This window comes from Comamonas avium (assembly GCF_014836675.1).
GTDB classification, from domain to species: domain Bacteria; phylum Pseudomonadota; class Gammaproteobacteria; order Burkholderiales; family Burkholderiaceae_C; genus Comamonas; species Comamonas avium.
Genome location: NZ_JACSQK010000005.1, coordinates 48,392 through 66,486 on the forward strand (window position 1 = coordinate 48,392; position 18,095 = coordinate 66,486).

Sequence of the window (18,095 nt, forward strand, 5' to 3'; positions counted from 1 at the left end):
TGCGGTGCCAAAACAGTCTTGGCCACAGGTGCCGTGGTTTCTGCAGCAGGAGCAGCAGCCTTCTTGGCAGGAGCAGCAGCCTTGGCAGCAACAGCCTTCTTAGGAGCAGCGGCCTTGGCAGCAACAGCCTTCTTAGGTGCAGCGGCCTTGGCAGCAACAGCCTTCTTAGGTGCAGCGGCCTTGGCAGCAACAGCCTTCTTAGGAGCAGCAGCCTTGGCAGCAACAGCCTTCTTAGGTGCAGCGGCCTTGGCAGCAACAGCCTTCTTAGGTGCAGCAGCCTTGGCAGCAACAGCCTTCTTAGGCGCAGCGGCCTTGGCAGCGACAGCCTTCTTAGGCGCAGCGGCCTTGGCAGCAACAGCCTTCTTAGGCGCAGCGGCCTTGGCAGCAACAGCCTTCTTAGGCGCAGCAGCCTTGGCAGTCACAACCTTCTTAGGTGCTTCGGATTTAGTTACGGGGGTGGCTTTTTTATCAGCCGCTTTCTTTGCAGTTGCCATCGTTTTCTCCTTCATCAATTTGCACACAGCGTTTGAGCGATCGGACTCCAAGAGCGATCTCAAGCCATAGCGACGTGGAGTGGTTCGACGCATGGACAAACAAACGCCCCATGCCATCACCTGTAGAAATAATTTGTGATGGCATGGGGCGCATTATGAATTCCATTGCAAGAGTTTGCGAGGCTTTATCGAGACTTAATCCCAAGAAAGTGCACCACCGGATTGGTATTCGATCACACGTGTCTCAAAGAAGTTACGTTCCTTCTTCAAATCGATCATCTCGCTCATCCATGGGAACGGATTTTCTTCGCCAGGAAAGAGCTCTTCCAGGCCAATTTGTGTGGCGCGTCGATTGGCGATGTAGCGCAGGTAGCCCTTGAACATGGATGCATTCATACCCAGTACGCCACGCGGCATGGTGTCCTCGGCGTATGCGTATTCCAGGTCCACTGCCTGGCGGAATAGGGCGTTGATTTCTTCCTTGAATTCAGGTGTCCACAGGTGCGGATTTTCCAGCTTCAACTGGTTGATCAGATCGATGCCGAAATTGCAGTGCATGGACTCGTCCCGCAGGATGTACTGGTACTGCTCGGCAGCGCCCACCATCTTGTTTTGGCGACCCAGTGCCAAGATTTGCGTGAAGCCCACGTAGAAGAAAAGGCCCTCCATCAGGCAGGCAAAAACGATCAGCGATTTCAGCAGTGTCTGGTCATCTTCAGGCGTGCCCGTGTGAAAGTGCGGGTCCATGATCGACTCAATAAACGGGATCAGGAACTCATCTTTGTCGCGGATGGATTTGATCTCGTTGTAGGCGTTGAAGATCTCGCCTTCATCCAAGCCGATCGACTCCACGATGTACTGGTAGGCGTGTGTATGGATGGCTTCTTCAAACGCTTGACGCAGCATGAACTGGCGGCACTCTGGTGCGGTGATATGGCGGTAAGTCCCTAGAACAATGTTGTTGGCCGCCAACGAATCTGCCGTGGTGAAAAAGCCCAGGTTGCGTTTGACGATGCGGCGCTCATCTTCTGTCAGGCCGTTCGGGTCTTTCCACAGTGCAATATCGCGCGTCATATTCACTTCTTGCGGCATCCAGTGGTTGGCGCAAGTAGCAAGGTACTTTTCCCAGGCCCATTTGTACTTGAAGGGCACGAGCTGGTTGACGTCAGTCTTGCCGTTGATGATGCGTTTGTCTGCGGCATTCACGCGCAGATGTGCGCCGCTAGGTGCAGGTGCGGCAGCGGTGTCGGTGGTGGTGATTTCGTCGTCAAAACTCAGCATGTCGGGCTCCTGGTGTTTTGCAAAAAAGAGAGCTGGCTGCGCTTTTGAAACAAAGGTTTCAAAATGAAAATGTTCGGAAACCTTGGTTAAATGAGCGCTGGCTGCTATGAAATAAAAGTAGATGCGAAGGGGCTTTAGACCCACTTACCCCACCCGGCAAATCGAACACTTGCAATGCACACGAGGTGCGAAGCCGCAGGCCAAGCTGTACAAAGGACATGGCAAGGCCTGGGCAATAACGTATCAAGGTTGGGGTTTGCGGGTGTTGTTAGCGGCCTTACTGGCAGGCTTCGCAGCCGGGGTCATCAATCGCACAGAACTTGATGTCGGTGGCCGGGGCACCCGTGCTGGCGCGTGCTGCCGCAGCGGCGCGGTCCAGCGCGCTGCTGGTTTCAACAGCTGCAGGCGATACCGCGTTGAGCGTGCGACTTTGGATGGTGGATTTCTCTGCCGCAGTAGCGCTGGTGGTGCGCAGGTAGTAGGTGGTTTTGAGGCCTCGCACCCACGCCAGTTTGTAGGTTTCGTCCAGTTTCTTGCCCGATGCGCCTGCCATGTAGATGTTCAAGCTCTGGGCCTGGTCGATCCATTTTTGGCGGCGAGCAGCAGCTTCTACCAGCCATTCGGGTGCGACTTCAAACGCCGTGGCATACAGCTGCTTGAGGTCTTGCGGCACACGGTCAATGGCGCGCAGTGAACCGTCAAAGTGCTTGAGGTCCATGACCATCACGCTGTCCCACAGCCCGAGCTTCTTCAAGTCACGCACCAGATTCTGGTTGATGATGGTGAATTCACCCGACAGGTTGGACTTGACGGACAGGTTGCCGAACGAAGGCTCAATCGAGGCATCAACGCCCACGATGTTCGAGATGGTGGCTGTAGGAGCGATGGCCACGCAGTTGCTGTTGCGCATGCCGTCGGCCTTGATCTTGGCGCGCAGCGCATCCCAGTCCAGCCGGGTGCTGCGATCGACTTCAACATAGCCGCCGCGTTGCTGGGTCAGCAGTTCCAGCGAATCCAGCGGCAAGATGCCTTGTGACCACAGCGATCCTGGGTAGCTGCTATAGCTGCCGCGCTCTTTAGACAGCTCGGTTGAAGCCCAGTATGCGTAGTAGCAAATGGCTTCCATGGAGGTGTCTGCAAATTCCACGGCGGCATCGCTGGCGTATGGCGTGCGCATGGCATACAGCGCATCTTGAAAACCCATCAAGCCCAGGCCGACAGGGCGGTGACGCAAGTTGGAGTCACGTGCTTTGTCGACGGCGTAGTAGTTGATGTCGATGACGTTGTCGAGCATGCGCATGGCTGTGGTCACGGTCTTGCGCAGTTTGGTGTGGTCCAGTACGCCATCAGTGATGTGCTGCGCCAGATTGATGGAGCCCAGGTTGCACACCGCCGTTTCGCTGTCGCTGGTATTGAGCGTGATCTCCGTGCAAAGGTTAGATGAATGCACGACGCCCACGTGCTGCTGGGGCGAGCGGATGTTGCATGGGTCCTTGAAGGTGATCCATGGATGCCCGGTTTCAAACAGCATGGACAGCATCTTGCGCCACAGGTCTGTGGCCGGGATGGTTTTGAACAGCTGAATATCACCGCTGACAGTTTGCGCTTCATAGGCGGTATAAGCCTTGGCAAAATCTGCTCCGTACAGGTCGTGCAGGTCGGGTACATCGGACGGAGAAAACAGTGTCCACTGGCCTTTTTCCATCACGCGTTGCATGAACAGATCGGGAATCCAGTTGGCTGTATTCATGTCGTGGGTGCGACGGCGATCATCGCCAGTGTTCTTGCGCAGCTCCAGAAACTCTTCAATGTCCAGGTGCCAGCTTTCCAGATAGGCGCAGACTGCGCCTTTGCGCTTGCCGCCCTGGTTGACCGCTACGGCAGTGTCATTGACCACTTTCAGGAAAGGTACGACGCCTTGTGACTCGCCATTGGTCCCTTTGATGCGAGCACCCAGCGCACGCACTGGGGTCCAGTCATTGCCCAGTCCACCGGCAAATTTGGACAGTAAGGCGTTTTCTTTGAGTGCATCGTAGATGCCACCCAAGTCATCGGGCACCGTCGTCAGGTAGCAGCTGGACAGTTGCGAGCGCAGCGTGCCGCTGTTGAACAGCGTAGGTGTCGAGGACATGAAGTCAAACGAGGACAGCAACTCGTAAAACTCAATCGCACGCGTGTTGTGGTCTTGTTCATTGATGGCCAGGCCCATGGCCACGCGCATGAAGAACGACTGGGGCAGCTCAATGCGTGTTTTGCGCACGTGCAAGAAATAGCGGTCGTACAGGGTTTGCAGGCCCAGATAGTCAAACTGCTGGTCACGCTCAGCTTTCAGGGCTGCGCCCAGACGAGCAAGGTCAAACTTCAGCAGCTCGGGGTTGAGCAGCTCGTGATCGACGCCTTTTTGGATGAAAACAGGAAAGTTCTCTGCATAGGCCGCAGGCATGTCACAGGGCTGTACATCGCGGCCCATGACTTCGCGCACGATGGTGTGCAGCAACAGGCGGGCAGTGACGTAGGTGTAGTCGGGGTCGCGTTCAATCAGAGTGCGGGCGGCCAGTATTGAGGCTTTGTAGACTTCGGCCAATGGTACGCCGTCGTACAGATTGCGCAGGGTTTCTGCCACGATGGGGTCGGGCTTGATGTCAGCATTGAGGTTGATACAAGCTGCTGCAATCAGGGCTTCCAGACGGTCCTGGCGCAATGGAATTCGCTCCCCGTTGTCGCTCACATGCAATACGGGCTGCGGTGCAGCGGCAGCCGCGGCATCTTCCAGCGCTTTTTTCTTTGCGGCCGCACGTTCCTGGTTGCGCGCTTCGCGGTACAGCACATAGGCACGGGCCACATCTTGGTGCCCACCGCGCATCAGGGCCAATTCCACGTGGTCTTGCACATCTTCTATATGGAAGGTGCCGCCTTCAGGGCGTGAACGCAGCAACGCACGCACGACGGCGTTGGTCAATGCTTCGACCGTTTCGCGGATGCTGACAGATGCTGCGCCTTGCGGGCCACGCACGGCCAGAAAGGCTTTGGTGACGGCGATGGCGATTTTCTGCGGGGAAAAGGGAACGACATCCCCGCTGCGGCGAATGATTTGGTATTGATCGAGTACCGCTGGAACACTGCTAGCACCGGGTGTGTGGGGCGCTGAAAAATCAGAGTTCGAGCTGTTCATAGCGTGTTGCATGAGGGCCTCTTGGTACGGGTAGTGGGGCGTTGCGGTATGTGGCAAGGCCTTGAATGGTCACGTTGGGCAGGATTTATTCTCTACCAATGGTGTTTTTGATAATTTAAAACACTAGGGGTAGTGTATTGGCCTGTGGTCAAGAAAACCATTGTGTGGATGCCCGGCACTAGGCAATGTTCCTTGTTGACACGCGGCTAAGCCTTGAGGACGTTGCTTGGAGATGGAAAAAACCATGTCTGGTGCGGCTTGCAAGGCCAAAGGGGGCTTGAATGCCTTTGTTGGCAGCAATAAAAAGCGCGCAAAAATTAAAAAATCCCTGACGTGGTGATGGGATATGGACGCTAAATATATGGATGTAAATCCATGTCAAAGCACTAGATATAGTGTTTTGACGGTTTTCTCAAAAAGCAGGCGCTGAATGGCACAACGCGATGAGCACGGGCGGCTGCAGCGCTTTGTACGGATTGTTGTTGCTTGCCTTCAAGGCACTAGCGCTGGTGCTACTGCGTCTTGCTATGGAAACTGCAGTGGCAATGCTTGCAACTTTGTGTGCAGCAGGGGCCAGTCAAAACCTGCCCCCGGGTCTTGTTTGCGGCCTGGAGCAATGTGTTCATGCCCGGCAATCTGCGTGATGGGATAGTGGGCAGTCAAGGCTTGACACAACTGGCTGAGGGCTTGGTACTGAGAGGCTTCAAACGTCAAGCCTTCCAGACCCTCCAGTTCAATACCAATAGAAAAATCATTGCAGTTGTCACGCCCCCCCCACTGTGATGCCCCCGCATGCCAGGCGCGGTCATCGGCGCTGACAAATTGCCAGACCACGCCCTCACGGGTGATAAAAAAGTGCGAAGACACCTCCAGTCCCCGAATGGTTTGGAAGTAAGGGTGCGCATCCCAGTTGAGCTGGTTGCTAAAAAGCTGCTGTACGCAGCCAGTGCCATATTGACCGGGTGGCAGGCTGATGGAGTGGATCACGATCAAGTCGATGCGTGTCCCTGCCGGACGCTGGCCAAAGTTGGGTGACGGCTGATGCTGAGCGCTAGAAAGCCAGCCCTTATGCCAAGACAGGGGGGCGGCGGTTTTTTCCGTGGAATCAGTGGTGCACGTCATACAGCGCATTGTCGCTGGCTGGCTCAATATCTTCAGGTGAGATCGGAATGTTCAAGCGGGCAATGCGGTAACGGATCTGACGCAAGCTGATACCCAGCCGTGCCGCAGCTGCCGTGCGGTTGTAGCCACAGGCTTGCAGGGCACGCGTCAAAATGGCCCGCTCTTGCTGGTCCAGCCAAGCCTGCAAATCATCTGGCAGCGCGTCTGCAGGTAAGTGGCTGCTGCTGTCGCCCGCATTTTCATTCGTTGCTGGGGCTGCTGACACATTGGCCTCTTCTCCCAATGCTATTGCACGGTGCAGAAGGTTTTCCAGCTCGCGCACATTGCCGTGCAGTGGCTGGTGCTGCAATTGCGCCAGCACGCTGGCAGAAAGTGAGGAGGCTTCGTGTATGTGCTCGCCCGTAATGCGCCGCAGCAAGGCCGTGCATAGAGCTGGCAGGTCTTCGCGCCGTTCACGCAGAGGTTGAATCGCAATGTCGATGACGTTGAGGCGGTAATACAAATCTTGGCGAAAGCGGCCCGATTGCACATCTTCAGCCAGATTGCGGTGTGTTGCACTGACGATACGAACATCGACAGGCTCCTCCAGCGTCGCTCCCAGCGGGCGTACACAGCGCTCTTGAATGGCGCGCAGTAATTTGGCTTGCATGGACAGAGGTAATTCGCCAATTTCGTCCAGAAACAAGGTGCCCCCACGGGCTGCGCTAAAAAAACCTTCCCTGTCAGTCGTAGCTCCAGTGAATGCGCCTTTGAGGGCGCCAAAGAATTCAGCCTCCAGCAAGTGCTCGGGGATGGCGCCGCAGTTCACGGCCACCCAAGGTGCATTCGCACGGTGACTGCATGCGTGCAAAGCCCGCGCCACCAGCTCTTTGCCGGTGCCTGATTCGCCCGTAATCAGGACCGGTGCCATGCTTGGGGCCACCTTCTGGATGCGTTGCTTGACTTGCTGCATGGCCACCGAGGTGCCCACTAAACGATCCAGGGCGGCTGAAGGATTCAAGATGGCTCCCGTAGTGCTCGCTACGGTGGTGCTCGGCGTAAACATCCCGGGTGCAGACGTGACAGATTCACCATGTGCTGCAGAAGCTACGACGGTGCGAAATTGCTTGAGATCAACCGGTTTGGTGAGGTAGTCAAATGCCCCATAGCGCAGCGCCTCCACTGCATTTTCAGCAGAGCCATATGCAGTCATGACAATGGCGCGCTCCTTGCGACGTTGCTCGCGCAGTTCACGCAGCAACTCCATGCCCAGACCATCAGGCAGGCGCATGTCGGTAATCAAGACTTCAAAGCGGCACAACTGCAGCTGGGCGCGTGCTTCTGCCAGTGAACCAGCTGTTTGTACGCGGTAGCCTTCACGCAAAAGTGTGAGCTCGTAGAGCGTGCGCAAGTCTGGTTCGTCATCGACAACAAGAATAGAGGCAGTAGAAGTTCCCATGGCCTTGATCACACCACAATTGGGTCAAACAAGGAAACGTTGGCCGTGTGCAGGAGTCGACCTCTGAAGTAGACGGTAAATGCGTTACCGGTTTGCAGCCCGCGCGCGGTCATGCGCTCGCAGCGGCTGTAGTTGATGCTGCCGCCATGGCGCTGACAAAGCTCTCTGCAAATGTACAGTCCCAGACCTGAGGACCGACTTTGCGAAGAGAAGAAGGGTTCAAACAAGTGTTTCTGTACAGAGGCTTCTACGGCAGGACCCTCGCTCCATACCTGAAACCAAAATTGTTCGTCGCTGCTGGAGCCTGTGAGCAGCTGCAGCGCATCGTTGTGCTTGCCTTCACAGTAGCGGGCGGCGTTGTCCAGCAGGTTGACCACTACACGGCGCAGGTGCTCGCTGTCAAAAGCCACGTGTGCCTGCGCGCAATTGGGCGTGAAAAGACCGGGGCGCTGCATCGCATGCTGTTGCTGCCACTCTTGCCAGATGTGGCGCAGCTCTGCATCTAGCAACAAGGTGCGTGAATCGGTGTGCTGGATTTGCTGCTGCACGCGGGCAATGTCCAGTACGTCTTCGGCGATGCGCACCAGGCGCTGGGCGTTTTGTTCCACCATGTGGCTCAGGCGCTGCTGAGTGGGCTCTGTTAGTTCTTCTGCCAGCAAGGCGTTGGCTTGCACGATTGCGGCCAGTGGATTGCGAATTTCATGGGCCACAGCGGCAGACATGCGCCCCATGGCTGCCATCTTTTCAATGCGCATACGGGCTTCTACTTCGCGCAAATCATGCAAGAACATGACGCACAGCCACGGCTGCGGAGCCAGAAGGCTGTCAGGATGGGTGTCGTGCCGGAGTTCGGGAAGTGCGACATCAGCGGCGATGCTGGTGGTCAGCCAGGTGCGGACATACAGCCCCGTGGTGCTTTGGCCGGTAGCCATGAGGTGCATGTGCTGGCTCAGTGCCTGGTTGGTGGCGTAGGTCTGATCCACCATGTCGCGCAAAGGGAGCCATTCGGCATGGCATAAATCATGCAAAGCCAAAGGTGCAGGCAAGCCAAGTAACTCGCACGCCGCAGGGTTGGCCATGCGGACCTGGTAGGTGCTGTCCACGACCAAGATGCCTTCAGTCAGATTCGCGATGATCAAGCTGTTGACCTGGGCATGGGTTTGCGCCGCGTGCCGGCTGGTGCGTGCCTGACGTTCTTGATAGGCCAGTCGTTGCGCCAATTGACGGGTCAGGTAGGTGACTGCAAAAAAGCCTGCGCAGATGAGCGCAGTTTGCATGTAGTCCTCGCTTTGCAGGCGCCCCAGAACCCATGCATGAAAAATATCAGTGCCCAGCAAAATCAGGGTAATGCTGGCAGTTGTCGCCAGCGCCATGCGCATGGTGCCGAGCACCGAAACGGTCAAGATCGGCAACGCCAGCAATGGGGTGTAGTGCATCTTGCCGGTTTGCACCTCTTGCAAGATACAAATAGCCATGATGTCTGCGGCCAGCAGCAGAAGCCAGGGCCAGCGCCAGTCGCTAGCGGGAGGTTTCTGGTGCAGCAGTCCCCAGGCCAGCAGCGCAAGAACGAAGTAGCTGCCAGTCAATGCCCACGGCCAATACACATCGGGGTGCTGCACGCCGGGAGATGTCCAGGTCTGCGTAACCTGTAATGCAATCAGCAGTGTTGCAACCAGCACCCGGGCGGACAGAAAAGCCTGCCAGAGCCGGCGCGCACTTTGAAGAGGAAGTGTGGTCACGATAGGCAGCGGGCTGGGGCAACCAAACGATTAACGTGGTCCGAGGTGGCGATGCTCAGTGCTGCAGTAATACGTGCGATCAGGACTGGTGATTGCATCACTGGATGGCAAGTGCAGCCCGCAGTGCGCGCAGGTGACCATGTCTTCTGGCTGCCGCAGACGGGGCTTGGGTGGTGGCACAGCCCCCGCCTTACGGCGGTTATTGCGCCAAATGCCTATGGCAATAATCACAACCAGTGCGACCAGTAGATATTTCATGACAGACGTCCCAGCATGACGACTTCCAGTACAAAGCGTGAACCGGCATAGGCCAGCAACAAGAGCGCAGCCCCTGCATAAATCAAATGCACGGCGTGGCGCCCGCGCAGACCGAAACGAGAGCGCCCGATCAGCAGCAGGGCAAATGCCACCCAGGCCAGTAAGGAGAACACCGTTTTATGGTCCCAGACCCAGGCGCGGCCATACAGCGATTCACCAAACAGCAAGCCTGCCAGGAGTGTGGCGCTGAGGAGCACAAAACCTGCGGTGACAAAACGGAAGGTCAGGCGCTCCAGCATCAGTAAAGGCATGCCGCCTTCGTCGTTGGAGGCCGTGCGCATGCGGTGCTCGGCGCGTGACATCAGGCCCGCATGAACGACTGCTGCCGCACACAGCCCATACGAGGCAATGCCCAGCGCCAAGTGTAAAGGCAGCCATGCCGATGTTTGCAGCGCCATGGGCTTGCCGGGGAAGATCTGCGCCAGCAATACGGTCAGTGCACCCAGCACAGACAGCACGCCAACGGCGCGCATCTTGGGGTAAAGCTGCTGTTCAATGGCATAGACCGTCAGCATCAGCCAGGCCGTCATGGACAGCGCGGGTGCAAACCCAAAGCGAGCGGGGGTGGTCATCAAACCTGCCGCTACGGTCAGCAGGTGAAGAACCCAGGCACAGCGCATAGCCAGGCGTGTGTGGCTTTCGGCCATGCGCTGCACACCAAAAACTGGAATGAGATAGGACGCAATGGCAGCCATGGCCAGTGCCATGACCCAGGTGGGTGAGCCAGTGAAAATGTGGGTGGAAGACTCCATGCCTGCAATCATAGCTGCCCGCCCTATGGGCTGGGGCCGCTATTGTTTGCCATCCTTGCGCCGCGTCAGTGCTTGGGTGCTCTGTCCTTGGACAGGGCGAGTGATGTGCTCAACGGGTAGAATTGACGGCTTGTTTGTACAGGGCTGCCCGCGGCGGGCAGCACGGGCTACAGCGTAAGCTGCGCCCCCTGCCCAAAGCGCCGGGCCGTCAGGCCAAGCCGCACGCGGCGCAGCTTCTCTCTCTTCGGACACATCTGCTTATGGCATCCGCACTCACCGACAAACTCTCGCGACTCGTCAAGGAAATGCGTGGCCAGGCCCGCATTACTGAATCCAACGTACAGGACATGCTGCGCGAAGTGCGCATGGCCCTGCTGGAAGCTGACGTGGCCTTGCCCGTGGTGCGCGACTTTGTGGCCCGCGTCAAGGAAAAAGCGCTGGGTCAGGAAGTCATCAGCTCGCTGCAGCCAGGCCAGGTACTGGTTTCCATTGTCAACAAAGAGCTTTCGGCCACCATGGGCGAGGGCGTGGCGGACATCAACCTCAACGCCCAGCCACCCGCTGTCATCTTGATGGCCGGTTTGCAGGGGGCCGGTAAAACGACCACCACCGCCAAGCTGGCCAAGCACCTGATTGAAAAGCGCAAGAAAAAGGTGCTGACTGTCTCGGGTGACGTATACCGCCCTGCAGCGATTGAACAGCTCAAAACCGTGACAGCTCAGGCCGGTGCGCAGTGGTTCCCCTCTACGCCAGACCAAAAGCCCCACGATATTGCCGTGGCTGCATTGGACTACGCCAAGAAACACTACTTTGACGTGCTGCTGGTGGATACGGCCGGTCGCCTGGCCATCGACGAATTGTTGATGGCTGAGATCAAGGACTTGCACGCCACGCTCAATCCGGTTGAAACCCTGTTTGTGGTTGATGCCATGCAGGGCCAGGATGCGATCAACACGGCCAAGGCCTTCAAGGAAACGCTGCCGCTGACCGGCATCGTGCTGACCAAACTGGACGGTGACTCGCGCGGTGGTGCGGCGCTGTCCGTGCGCCAGATCACGGGTGCGCCCATCAAGTTTGCCGGTGTCTCTGAAAAGCTCGATGGCCTGGAAGTGTTTGATGCTGACCGCCATGCACAGCGCGTGCTGGGCATGGGCGACATCGTGGCGCTGGTGGAGCAAGTCACCAAGGGCGTGGACATGCAAGCGGCGCAGAAGATGGCCGAGAAGCTGAAAAGCGGCGACGGCTTTGATCTGCATGATTTCTTGGCGCAACTGCAGCAAATGAAGCAAATGGGGGGCTTGTCCAACTTGCTGGACAAATTGCCCTCCGAGATGACCGCCAAGGCGGGTGCCGTGGATATGGACAAGGCCGAGCGCGAAATCAAGCGCAAGGAAGGCATCATCTGCTCCATGACTTACAAGGAGCGCAAACGCCCTGAACTCATCAAGGCCACCCGTAAAAAACGCATTGCTGATGGCGCTGGCGTGCAGGTGCAGGACGTAAACCGCCTGCTCAAAGAATTTGAGCAGATGCAGACCATGATGAAAAAGATGAAGGGCGGCGGCCTGATGAAGATGATGAAGAAGATGGGTGGCATGAAGGGGATGAAAGGCATGATGGGCGGTGGTGGCATGCCCAAGCTGCCTTTCTGATTGCAGCCCCCTCTTTGCATTTCGGGCTCAAGCCGCATCGCTGTTAAAGCCATGCGGCTTTTTGCTGGATAGAAGCTAGAAAACAGGAGCTACTTGCACAGGCTTTATGCGTACTTCGGATAGATAACTATTGGAGTTCCTTGTTACATATGCGCTGCAAGCTCTGATTTTTGCTTTTTCTCGTAAGTTGCCCATAATGCACGGCATGCAAGCACCGTCTCATCTTTCTGCGCCGCACCCTGCAACTCGACGCATGTGGTTGCTGGCAAGCGCAGCCGCAGTGCTGGCGGGCTGCTCCAGCACACCCCGTACCCCAAGTGCATCTCGCACTGCACCTGTAGCGCGCAGCGGCGGCTCCAGCGCACGCGCGGTAGACCCTTTGCAGCTGCAATCCGATCTGCGCGAGGCCCTGCTGGCGCGCACCATGCTGGTGGTCAACACGCCCTATACCTACGGCGGAAACTCGCCTGAAGGTGGCTTTGACTGCAGTGGCTTGATTCAGTGGGCCGTGCAGGGCATTCATACCGGCAAGCTGCCGCGCACCACATCGCAATGGGCGCAGTCCAGCACACCCGTGCAAGGACGGGGGCTGCAGCGTGGTGACTTTGTGTTTTTCAACACCATGGGCAGCAACTATTCCCACATGGGTATTTTTGTGGGCAGTGGGCAATTTGTGCATGCACCTTCCAGCGGTGGCACGGTGCAGCGCGTGCGCATGGACAATCCGTATTTCGCCAAACGGTTCACTGAGGCGCGCAGCATCTTCGCATAGCAATGGCAAGGGTATTTGCCTGACAGACAGGAGTTGTCAGACAGGTCAGCATGGTGCATTTGGAGGATGTAGCCATGCCCACGACACAACCCATCCGTTTTTACGCATTGAGTGCAGTGGCTGCGCTGGCCGTGCTGACTGCCTGTGACCAGTCAGGCCCGCAAATGCGCGCAGACACTTTCCCGATGGCAGCCATTGATCGCTTTGATCAACCGCCACCAAGCAAGCCACTGTTTGGTTCTACGAACTATTTGCGCAGCCACGATGTGCTGCCTGTTGCCAAGGCAGATATCCGTGAGCCTTTGCCTGCTGCTGTGCCGCTGCCAGCGAAGGTTGAGAGCATTGAGGTCATTCAGCCGCCATCCACGGACGCTGAGGCCTCCAAGGGGCAGGGTGGGGTGACACCTGCTGCGGGCATGGCGGCGGTGATTACGGGTGCCCAGGGCGATGGTGAAAAGCACAAACTGGACGGCGGCACAGTCAAATAGCAGCGTCGTTTGGGGTGCTGCTGTGCAGGTATAAAGAAAAACCCCGCAGTACTTGCGTACTGCGGGGTTTTATATTTTGGTGGTCGTAGGTGGACTTGAACCACCGACATCAGCATTATGAATGCTGCGCTCTAACCAACTGAGCTACACGACCAAGAGAACGAAATTATATATCAATATTTAGCGGTGAATAAAATTCGCGGGGCGCTTGTTGACAAATGCATCCATGCCTTCTTTTTGGTCCTGGGTGGCAAACAGTGCGTGGAAAAGGCGGCGTTCAAACATCACGCCATCATTGAGGCTGCCTTCGAAAGCACGGTTGACCGATTCTTTGGCAGCCATGACAGCAATTTGCGAGAAGCCGCTGATGATGATGGCTGCGCCCAGTGCTTCTTCCATCATCTTGTCAAAGGGCACAACACGGCTGACCAAACCAGCTCGCTCGGCTTCGGTGGCGTCCATCATGCGGGCGGTCAGTGCCATATCCATGGCCTTGGCTTTGCCCACTGCACGGGGCAGGCGCTGTGTGCCGCCAGCGCCGGGGATCACACCCAGCTTGATTTCGGGTTGGCCAAACTTGGCGTTGTCAGCAGCAATGATGAAGTCGCACATCATGGCCAGCTCACAGCCGCCACCCAGCGCAAAGCCGCTGACTGCTGCTATGACGGGCTTGCGAATACTGCGAATGCTTTCCCAGTTGCGGGTAATGTAGTCACCCTTGTAGGCATCGGCAAAGCTGTACTTGGCCATGGCACCAATGTCTGCACCAGCAGCGAATGCGCGCTCGCTGCCTGTAATGATCATGCAGCCAATGCTTTCGTCAGCATCAAATGCCTTGAGCGCTTGGCCCAGCTCATCCATGAGCTGGTCATTCAGGGCGTTGAGTTGTTTGGGGCGGTTGAGGGTAATGATGCCCACTTTGTCCGCTTCCACGCGGACCTCGATCATTTCGTATGCCAAGGCTTATCTCCTAATAGTCATGTGTGGAAAACCCAGCACATGACTATACCCAAGCTGTCAGCAGATGGCTTATAGAGCCAGCCAGCGGTCGAGCGCCGCAGCGTCGGTGATGCTGAGCTGGAAGTTGGAGGCAGGAGCGTCAGTGACTGCTGCGGGCAAGCTCAGTGGCAAGCGAAGCAATTGACGGTCCCGAGCCACCAAGGCCGTGATGTGCAAGGTGCCACGGGCTGTGTACATATCCAGCTCTTCGAGTTTGGTGAGACGCCATGCGGGCGGTGTCTCTGCTCCAGGCAGTTCAATGCCATACCACTCATCGCCAGCCATCATGCCGGCTTGCTCGGCCAAACCACCACGCAGCACTTGCTTGATGATGACGCTGTGCGTCTCTTGCACGCGCAGCCCCAATGCCTGGGCAGGAGCAGGTTTGTCGATGTCTGCGCGCACGCCGTGGCTGCTCAGCAGTGCTTGCAGCGGCAACTCCTGCGTACCGTGTACCCATTCCTGAAGCTCTTCATGCCAGCTGCGGCCCGTCTGCTCTTGCAGTACTGCCAGTACGTCGGCCTCGGTCATGGCGCCACCCTGGCAGCGTTGCCACAATGCGCGCATGGTGTCATCCAGCGTGGTGTTGCCTTCTTGGCGCAGCTTCAAGTCCAGGCACATGGCCACCAAGGCCCCCTTGGTGTAGTAGCTGACGGTGGCGTTGGCTGTGTTTTCGTCTTGGCGGTAGTACTTCACCCAGGCATCAAAACTGGACTGGGCAACGCTTTGTACTTGTCGGCCCGGCGTTTGCTGCACCTGATTCAGTGTCTTGGTGATGAGTTTGAGGTAGGCCGTGCTGTCAATCAAACCTGCGCGTCGCAGCAGCAAGTCGTCGTAATAGCTGGTGAAGCCTTCAAAGAACCACAGCAGCTGCGTGTAGTTTTCTTGATCGTAGTTGTAGGGAACCAGTTCTGCAGGGCGCAGACGTTTGACATTCCAGGTGTGAAAGTACTCGTGGCTGATCAGACCCAGCAATTGAATGTAGCCGTCACTGGCCTTTTCTGTACCAATGCGCGGTAGATCGGGGCGGCTGCAAATCAGCGCTGTGGAGTTGCAATGCTCCAGCCCGCCATAGCCATCGTGTGTCACGTTGAGCATGAATACATAGCGGCTGTGTGGTGCTACGCCCCAGAAATTGATTTCAGCTTCACAAATTTTCTGGGTATCTTGCAGCAAACGCTGGCCGTCAAACGATGCCGGTGCTCCGGCCACCACGAAGCGGTGTGGTACACCGCAGGCTGTAAAAGTGCCACTCCAGAAATCACCCATCTCTACAGGGCAATCAACCAGTTCGTCGTAGTTGTCTGCTGCGTAGGTGCCAAAACTTTGCTCATCGACAGCGATGGCGGTCAACCCCGTTGCCAGTTGCCAGTGCGGCACTTGTGCGCAAGGCTGAATTTGAAGGCGATGGGCCTGTGCTTCTTGTCCGTGCACGCGCAGCAGCAGGCTGGTTCCGTTGAAAAAGCCCCGTCGCTGGTCCAGCCAGGCGGTGCGCACAGAGGTGTCGTAGGCGCTGACTTCGTAAGTGAGCTCCAAGGGATGCTCGGTTTGGCAGGCTACTTGCCATTGATGCTTGCTGAGCTGTTGGACAGCAATTGATTTTTCGCCTTGGCTTGCGTGCAGACCGTGCAGATTTTTGGCAAATTCACGCACCAGATAGCTGCCAGGAATCCAGACGGGCAGAGAAACGCGCTGCTGTGCACTTGGCTGTGCAATCGTCAAAGTGATGCGATACAGGTGTGCATGCAGGTCATGCAACTGAACGCGGTAATGAACGGGGGCGGTGGTGTGAGGCATGGTGCTGCTGATAGGTTCAAGCCCACGGCATGCCTGGCGGCTGTGCCGCAGATAAGGCAGGCAGCGTTTGGCTGCCTGCAGGATGTATTATTTTTTATGCGCTGCGGCCAGGTATTTTTCAACCTCGCTGGCTGGAATGGCGCCGGGCACCCGGGTATTGTCTGCAAAAATCAAAGTCGGTGTTCCCGTGATTTTGTGTTTGCGACCCAGAGCCAGATTACGCTGAATGGCATCAATGTCACAGCTGGCTGCAGCAGGTGTTTTGTCCTTCAGCATGAGTTCATGCCAAGCTTTTTTGCTGTCCTTAGCGCACCAGATGTTGCGCGATTTTTCAGCAGAGTCACGGCTCAAAATAGGATAGAGGAACAGGTAAACCGTCACGTTGTCTACGTTTTGCAGGTCACGTTCAAAACGTTTGCAATAGCCGCAGTTGGGGTCTTCAAAGACTGCCAGCTTGCGCTCGCCCTTGCCGTGCACGATCTTGATGGCATCAGCTAAGGGCAGATTCTTGAAGTCCACCGCTGTGAGCGTGTTGATACGGTCTTCCGTCAGGTTGCGCTGTGCTTTGGTGTCAATCAATTCCCCCTGAATCAGATAGTCGCCGGTTTCGTTGGAGTAAAAGACATCTGTGCCGACTCGCACTTCATACAGGCCCTTCATTGGGGTGGGCTTGACTTCGTCGACCTGCTGCAGCTGGGGAATGCGCTCTGCCAAGGTTTTGGCAATTTGGTCTTGGGGCTGTGCAGCGATCGCGCTACCCCAAGCTGCTGTGGCCAACAATGCGGCGGCTAACAATTTCATGGCAAAGATTCCCGTGAATAAAAAACGATTAAGGCTTGGTTGATAAAGGGCCCAAAAGGTTCCCTTGGTGCCAAGCACAATTAGCGGTCCAGACCCATTGCTTGGCGCGCAGTCCAGTCTTTGAGCAAGCCGCTGCGCTCAAAACTGCGCAAACCCCAGTTTCTGAGGGTTTGCAGGGGCGCTTCGGTGCGGGTAAATAGTTGCTGCAAGCCATCCATGGCCATGCCAACAGGCGCCAAGCCTGCTTTGCGCTCTCGCTCATAGCGGCGCAGCAGCTTCAAATCTCCGGTACTGCGCCAAGCATCGCGTGTTTGGAGGATACGTGCCAACGCCTGTACGTCGGCCAGCCCGATATTGAGGCCTTGGCCCGCCAGTGGGTGCACATTGTGGGCAGCATCTCCGGCCAGGACCCAGCTGGTGGGGGTACGTGCCTCAGTGGTGCCAGGAAAGGGGCCGCACCAGCGTTTGGCAACGGCCTGCTGCAAAGGCCAGGACATGCGTGGTCCGCACAGCTGCAACTGGCCCAGGCTGCTATGGCTAATTTCCATCAATGCCTGCGTGAACGATGCTTCGTCTTGCTCCAGCCAGTTGGGTGCTGCAGATTGAGGGACTGAGCATACGACAGCTACGCTGTGCCCGTCGGCGCCATCCAGGGGTAAAAAAGCCAAAATCCCTTGCGGTGAGAACCATTGGCGAGCGACTTGCCCATGAGGCAGTTCGCAGCGCAGGCGGGTGGCGATGGCGTGCTGCCCATAGGGGGTAACATCAAAATCCACGCCAAATTCTGTGCGTGTGGTGCTGGCACGACCTTCGCAGATGGCAGTCAACGGTGCATCTACAGGCGCCCCTACTATTTCGATCTGAGGCTGATAGCGCACAGCCTCGGCCAGTCGCTGCTCCAGAGCAGGAACATCGACAATCCAGGCCAAGGCTTCTACGCCTTGGGCTCCTGCATCGAAATGCACACTGCCATCCACATCGCCATGCACTTCCATGTGTTTGACTGTGGTGGCGTGGAGGGCATCTGGCCATGTTCGCAACGATTCCAGCATTTGCTTGGAGTTGGCGTTCAGTGCGTAGGCCCTGACGTCGGTCTGTGCTGGGGTTGAACGAGGGGCGTCAACAAGGGCCACTCGCAGCCGCTCTCGAGCCAGCAAAAGAGCCAAGGTGCGGCCGACAATGCCAGCTCCGCGGATACATACATCAAAGGTTTGCGCCATGCGCCACATTGTAGGAGGGCTGGAGCAAGCGTTTGGACAGGACGGTTTCC

General features: G+C 56.9%; 16 protein-coding genes and 1 tRNA gene. 3 read left to right on the plus strand and 14 right to left on the minus strand.

All coding sequences use genetic code 11. The features are described from left to right. From H9646_RS10420 to H9646_RS10460, 9 genes are all read right to left on the minus strand, one after another. Nucleotides 1-494 (minus strand): hypothetical protein (locus H9646_RS10420; protein ID WP_225214125.1); only part of this gene is annotated, 494 nt, incomplete at its 3' end. Then, nucleotides 469-639 (minus strand): hypothetical protein, encoded by a 171-nt coding sequence (locus H9646_RS10425; protein WP_191723316.1) that lies wholly within the window; start codon nucleotides 637-639, stop codon nucleotides 469-471. The genes H9646_RS10425 and H9646_RS10420, both read right to left, overlap by 26 nt. 50 nt (nucleotides 640-689) lie before the next feature. Further along, nucleotides 690-1,775, minus strand: a complete 1,086-nt coding sequence (locus tag H9646_RS10430) for a ribonucleotide-diphosphate reductase subunit beta (protein WP_191723317.1) — start codon at nucleotides 1,773-1,775, stop codon at nucleotides 690-692. 277 nt (nucleotides 1,776-2,052) lie between these two features. Then, complete coding sequence (locus H9646_RS10435) at nucleotides 2,053-4,959, minus strand: ribonucleoside-diphosphate reductase subunit alpha (RefSeq protein ID WP_191723318.1); 2,907 nt, start codon at nucleotides 4,957-4,959, stop codon at nucleotides 2,053-2,055. A gap of 513 nt (nucleotides 4,960-5,472) precedes the next feature. Further along, nucleotides 5,473-6,069, minus strand: a complete 597-nt coding sequence (gene ampD / locus H9646_RS10440; RefSeq protein WP_191723319.1) for a 1,6-anhydro-N-acetylmuramyl-L-alanine amidase AmpD — start codon at nucleotides 6,067-6,069, stop codon at nucleotides 5,473-5,475. Beyond that, nucleotides 6,053-7,507: a sigma-54-dependent transcriptional regulator gene (locus tag H9646_RS10445; RefSeq protein WP_191723320.1), complete on the minus strand. Its 1,455-nt coding sequence runs from the start codon at nucleotides 7,505-7,507 to the stop codon at nucleotides 6,053-6,055. The genes ampD and H9646_RS10445 overlap by 17 nt, the downstream gene beginning before the upstream one ends. A gap of 8 nt (nucleotides 7,508-7,515) precedes the next feature. After that, on the minus strand, nucleotides 7,516-9,246 hold the full coding sequence (locus H9646_RS10450; RefSeq protein WP_287915184.1) for an ATP-binding protein: 1,731 nt from the start codon (nucleotides 9,244-9,246) through the stop codon (nucleotides 7,516-7,518). A 30-nt stretch (nucleotides 9,247-9,276) separates the two neighbouring features. Then, nucleotides 9,277-9,504, minus strand: a complete 228-nt coding sequence (locus H9646_RS10455) for a PP0621 family protein (RefSeq protein ID WP_191723321.1) — start codon at nucleotides 9,502-9,504, stop codon at nucleotides 9,277-9,279. Then, complete coding sequence (locus H9646_RS10460) at nucleotides 9,501-10,316, minus strand: cytochrome C assembly family protein (protein WP_225214126.1); 816 nt, start codon at nucleotides 10,314-10,316, stop codon at nucleotides 9,501-9,503. The genes H9646_RS10455 and H9646_RS10460 overlap by 4 nt, the downstream gene beginning before the upstream one ends. 260 nt (nucleotides 10,317-10,576) lie before the next feature. Between H9646_RS10460 and ffh the strand changes: the two genes are divergently transcribed. From ffh to H9646_RS10475, 3 genes are all read left to right on the plus strand, one after another. After that, nucleotides 10,577-11,968, plus strand: a complete 1,392-nt coding sequence (ffh, locus tag H9646_RS10465) for a signal recognition particle protein (protein WP_191723323.1) — start codon at nucleotides 10,577-10,579, stop codon at nucleotides 11,966-11,968. Between the two features lie 205 nt (nucleotides 11,969-12,173). Further along, a complete protein-coding gene (locus H9646_RS10470) occupies nucleotides 12,174-12,740 on the plus strand; it encodes a C40 family peptidase (RefSeq protein WP_225214127.1) in 567 nt (188 codons plus the stop codon). 74 nt (nucleotides 12,741-12,814) lie between these two features. Next, nucleotides 12,815-13,228: a hypothetical protein gene (locus H9646_RS10475; RefSeq protein ID WP_191723325.1), complete on the plus strand. Its 414-nt coding sequence runs from the start codon at nucleotides 12,815-12,817 to the stop codon at nucleotides 13,226-13,228. Nucleotides 13,229-13,305: 77 nt separating this feature from the next. On the opposite strand, the gene H9646_RS10480 is transcribed toward H9646_RS10475, so the two are convergent. The 5 genes from H9646_RS10480 to H9646_RS10500 form a co-directional block, all read right to left on the minus strand. Next, nucleotides 13,306-13,382 (minus strand) — tRNA-Met (locus tag H9646_RS10480). A gap of 26 nt (nucleotides 13,383-13,408) precedes the next feature. Beyond that, nucleotides 13,409-14,188, minus strand: coding sequence for an enoyl-CoA hydratase (locus tag H9646_RS10485; RefSeq protein WP_191723326.1), 780 nt, complete (start codon nucleotides 14,186-14,188; stop codon nucleotides 13,409-13,411). Nucleotides 14,189-14,257: 69 nt separating this feature from the next. Further along, entirely contained in the window at nucleotides 14,258-16,024 is a 1,767-nt protein-coding gene (locus H9646_RS10490; RefSeq protein WP_191723327.1) for a M61 family metallopeptidase, read from the minus strand. An 87-nt stretch (nucleotides 16,025-16,111) separates the two neighbouring features. Beyond that, on the minus strand, nucleotides 16,112-16,825 hold the full coding sequence (locus H9646_RS10495) for a DsbC family protein (RefSeq protein ID WP_191723328.1): 714 nt from the start codon (nucleotides 16,823-16,825) through the stop codon (nucleotides 16,112-16,114). An 80-nt stretch (nucleotides 16,826-16,905) separates the two neighbouring features. Next, complete coding sequence (locus H9646_RS10500; protein WP_191723329.1) at nucleotides 16,906-18,045, minus strand: FAD-dependent monooxygenase; 1,140 nt, start codon at nucleotides 18,043-18,045, stop codon at nucleotides 16,906-16,908. Nucleotides 18,046-18,095: the final 50 nt, after the last annotated feature.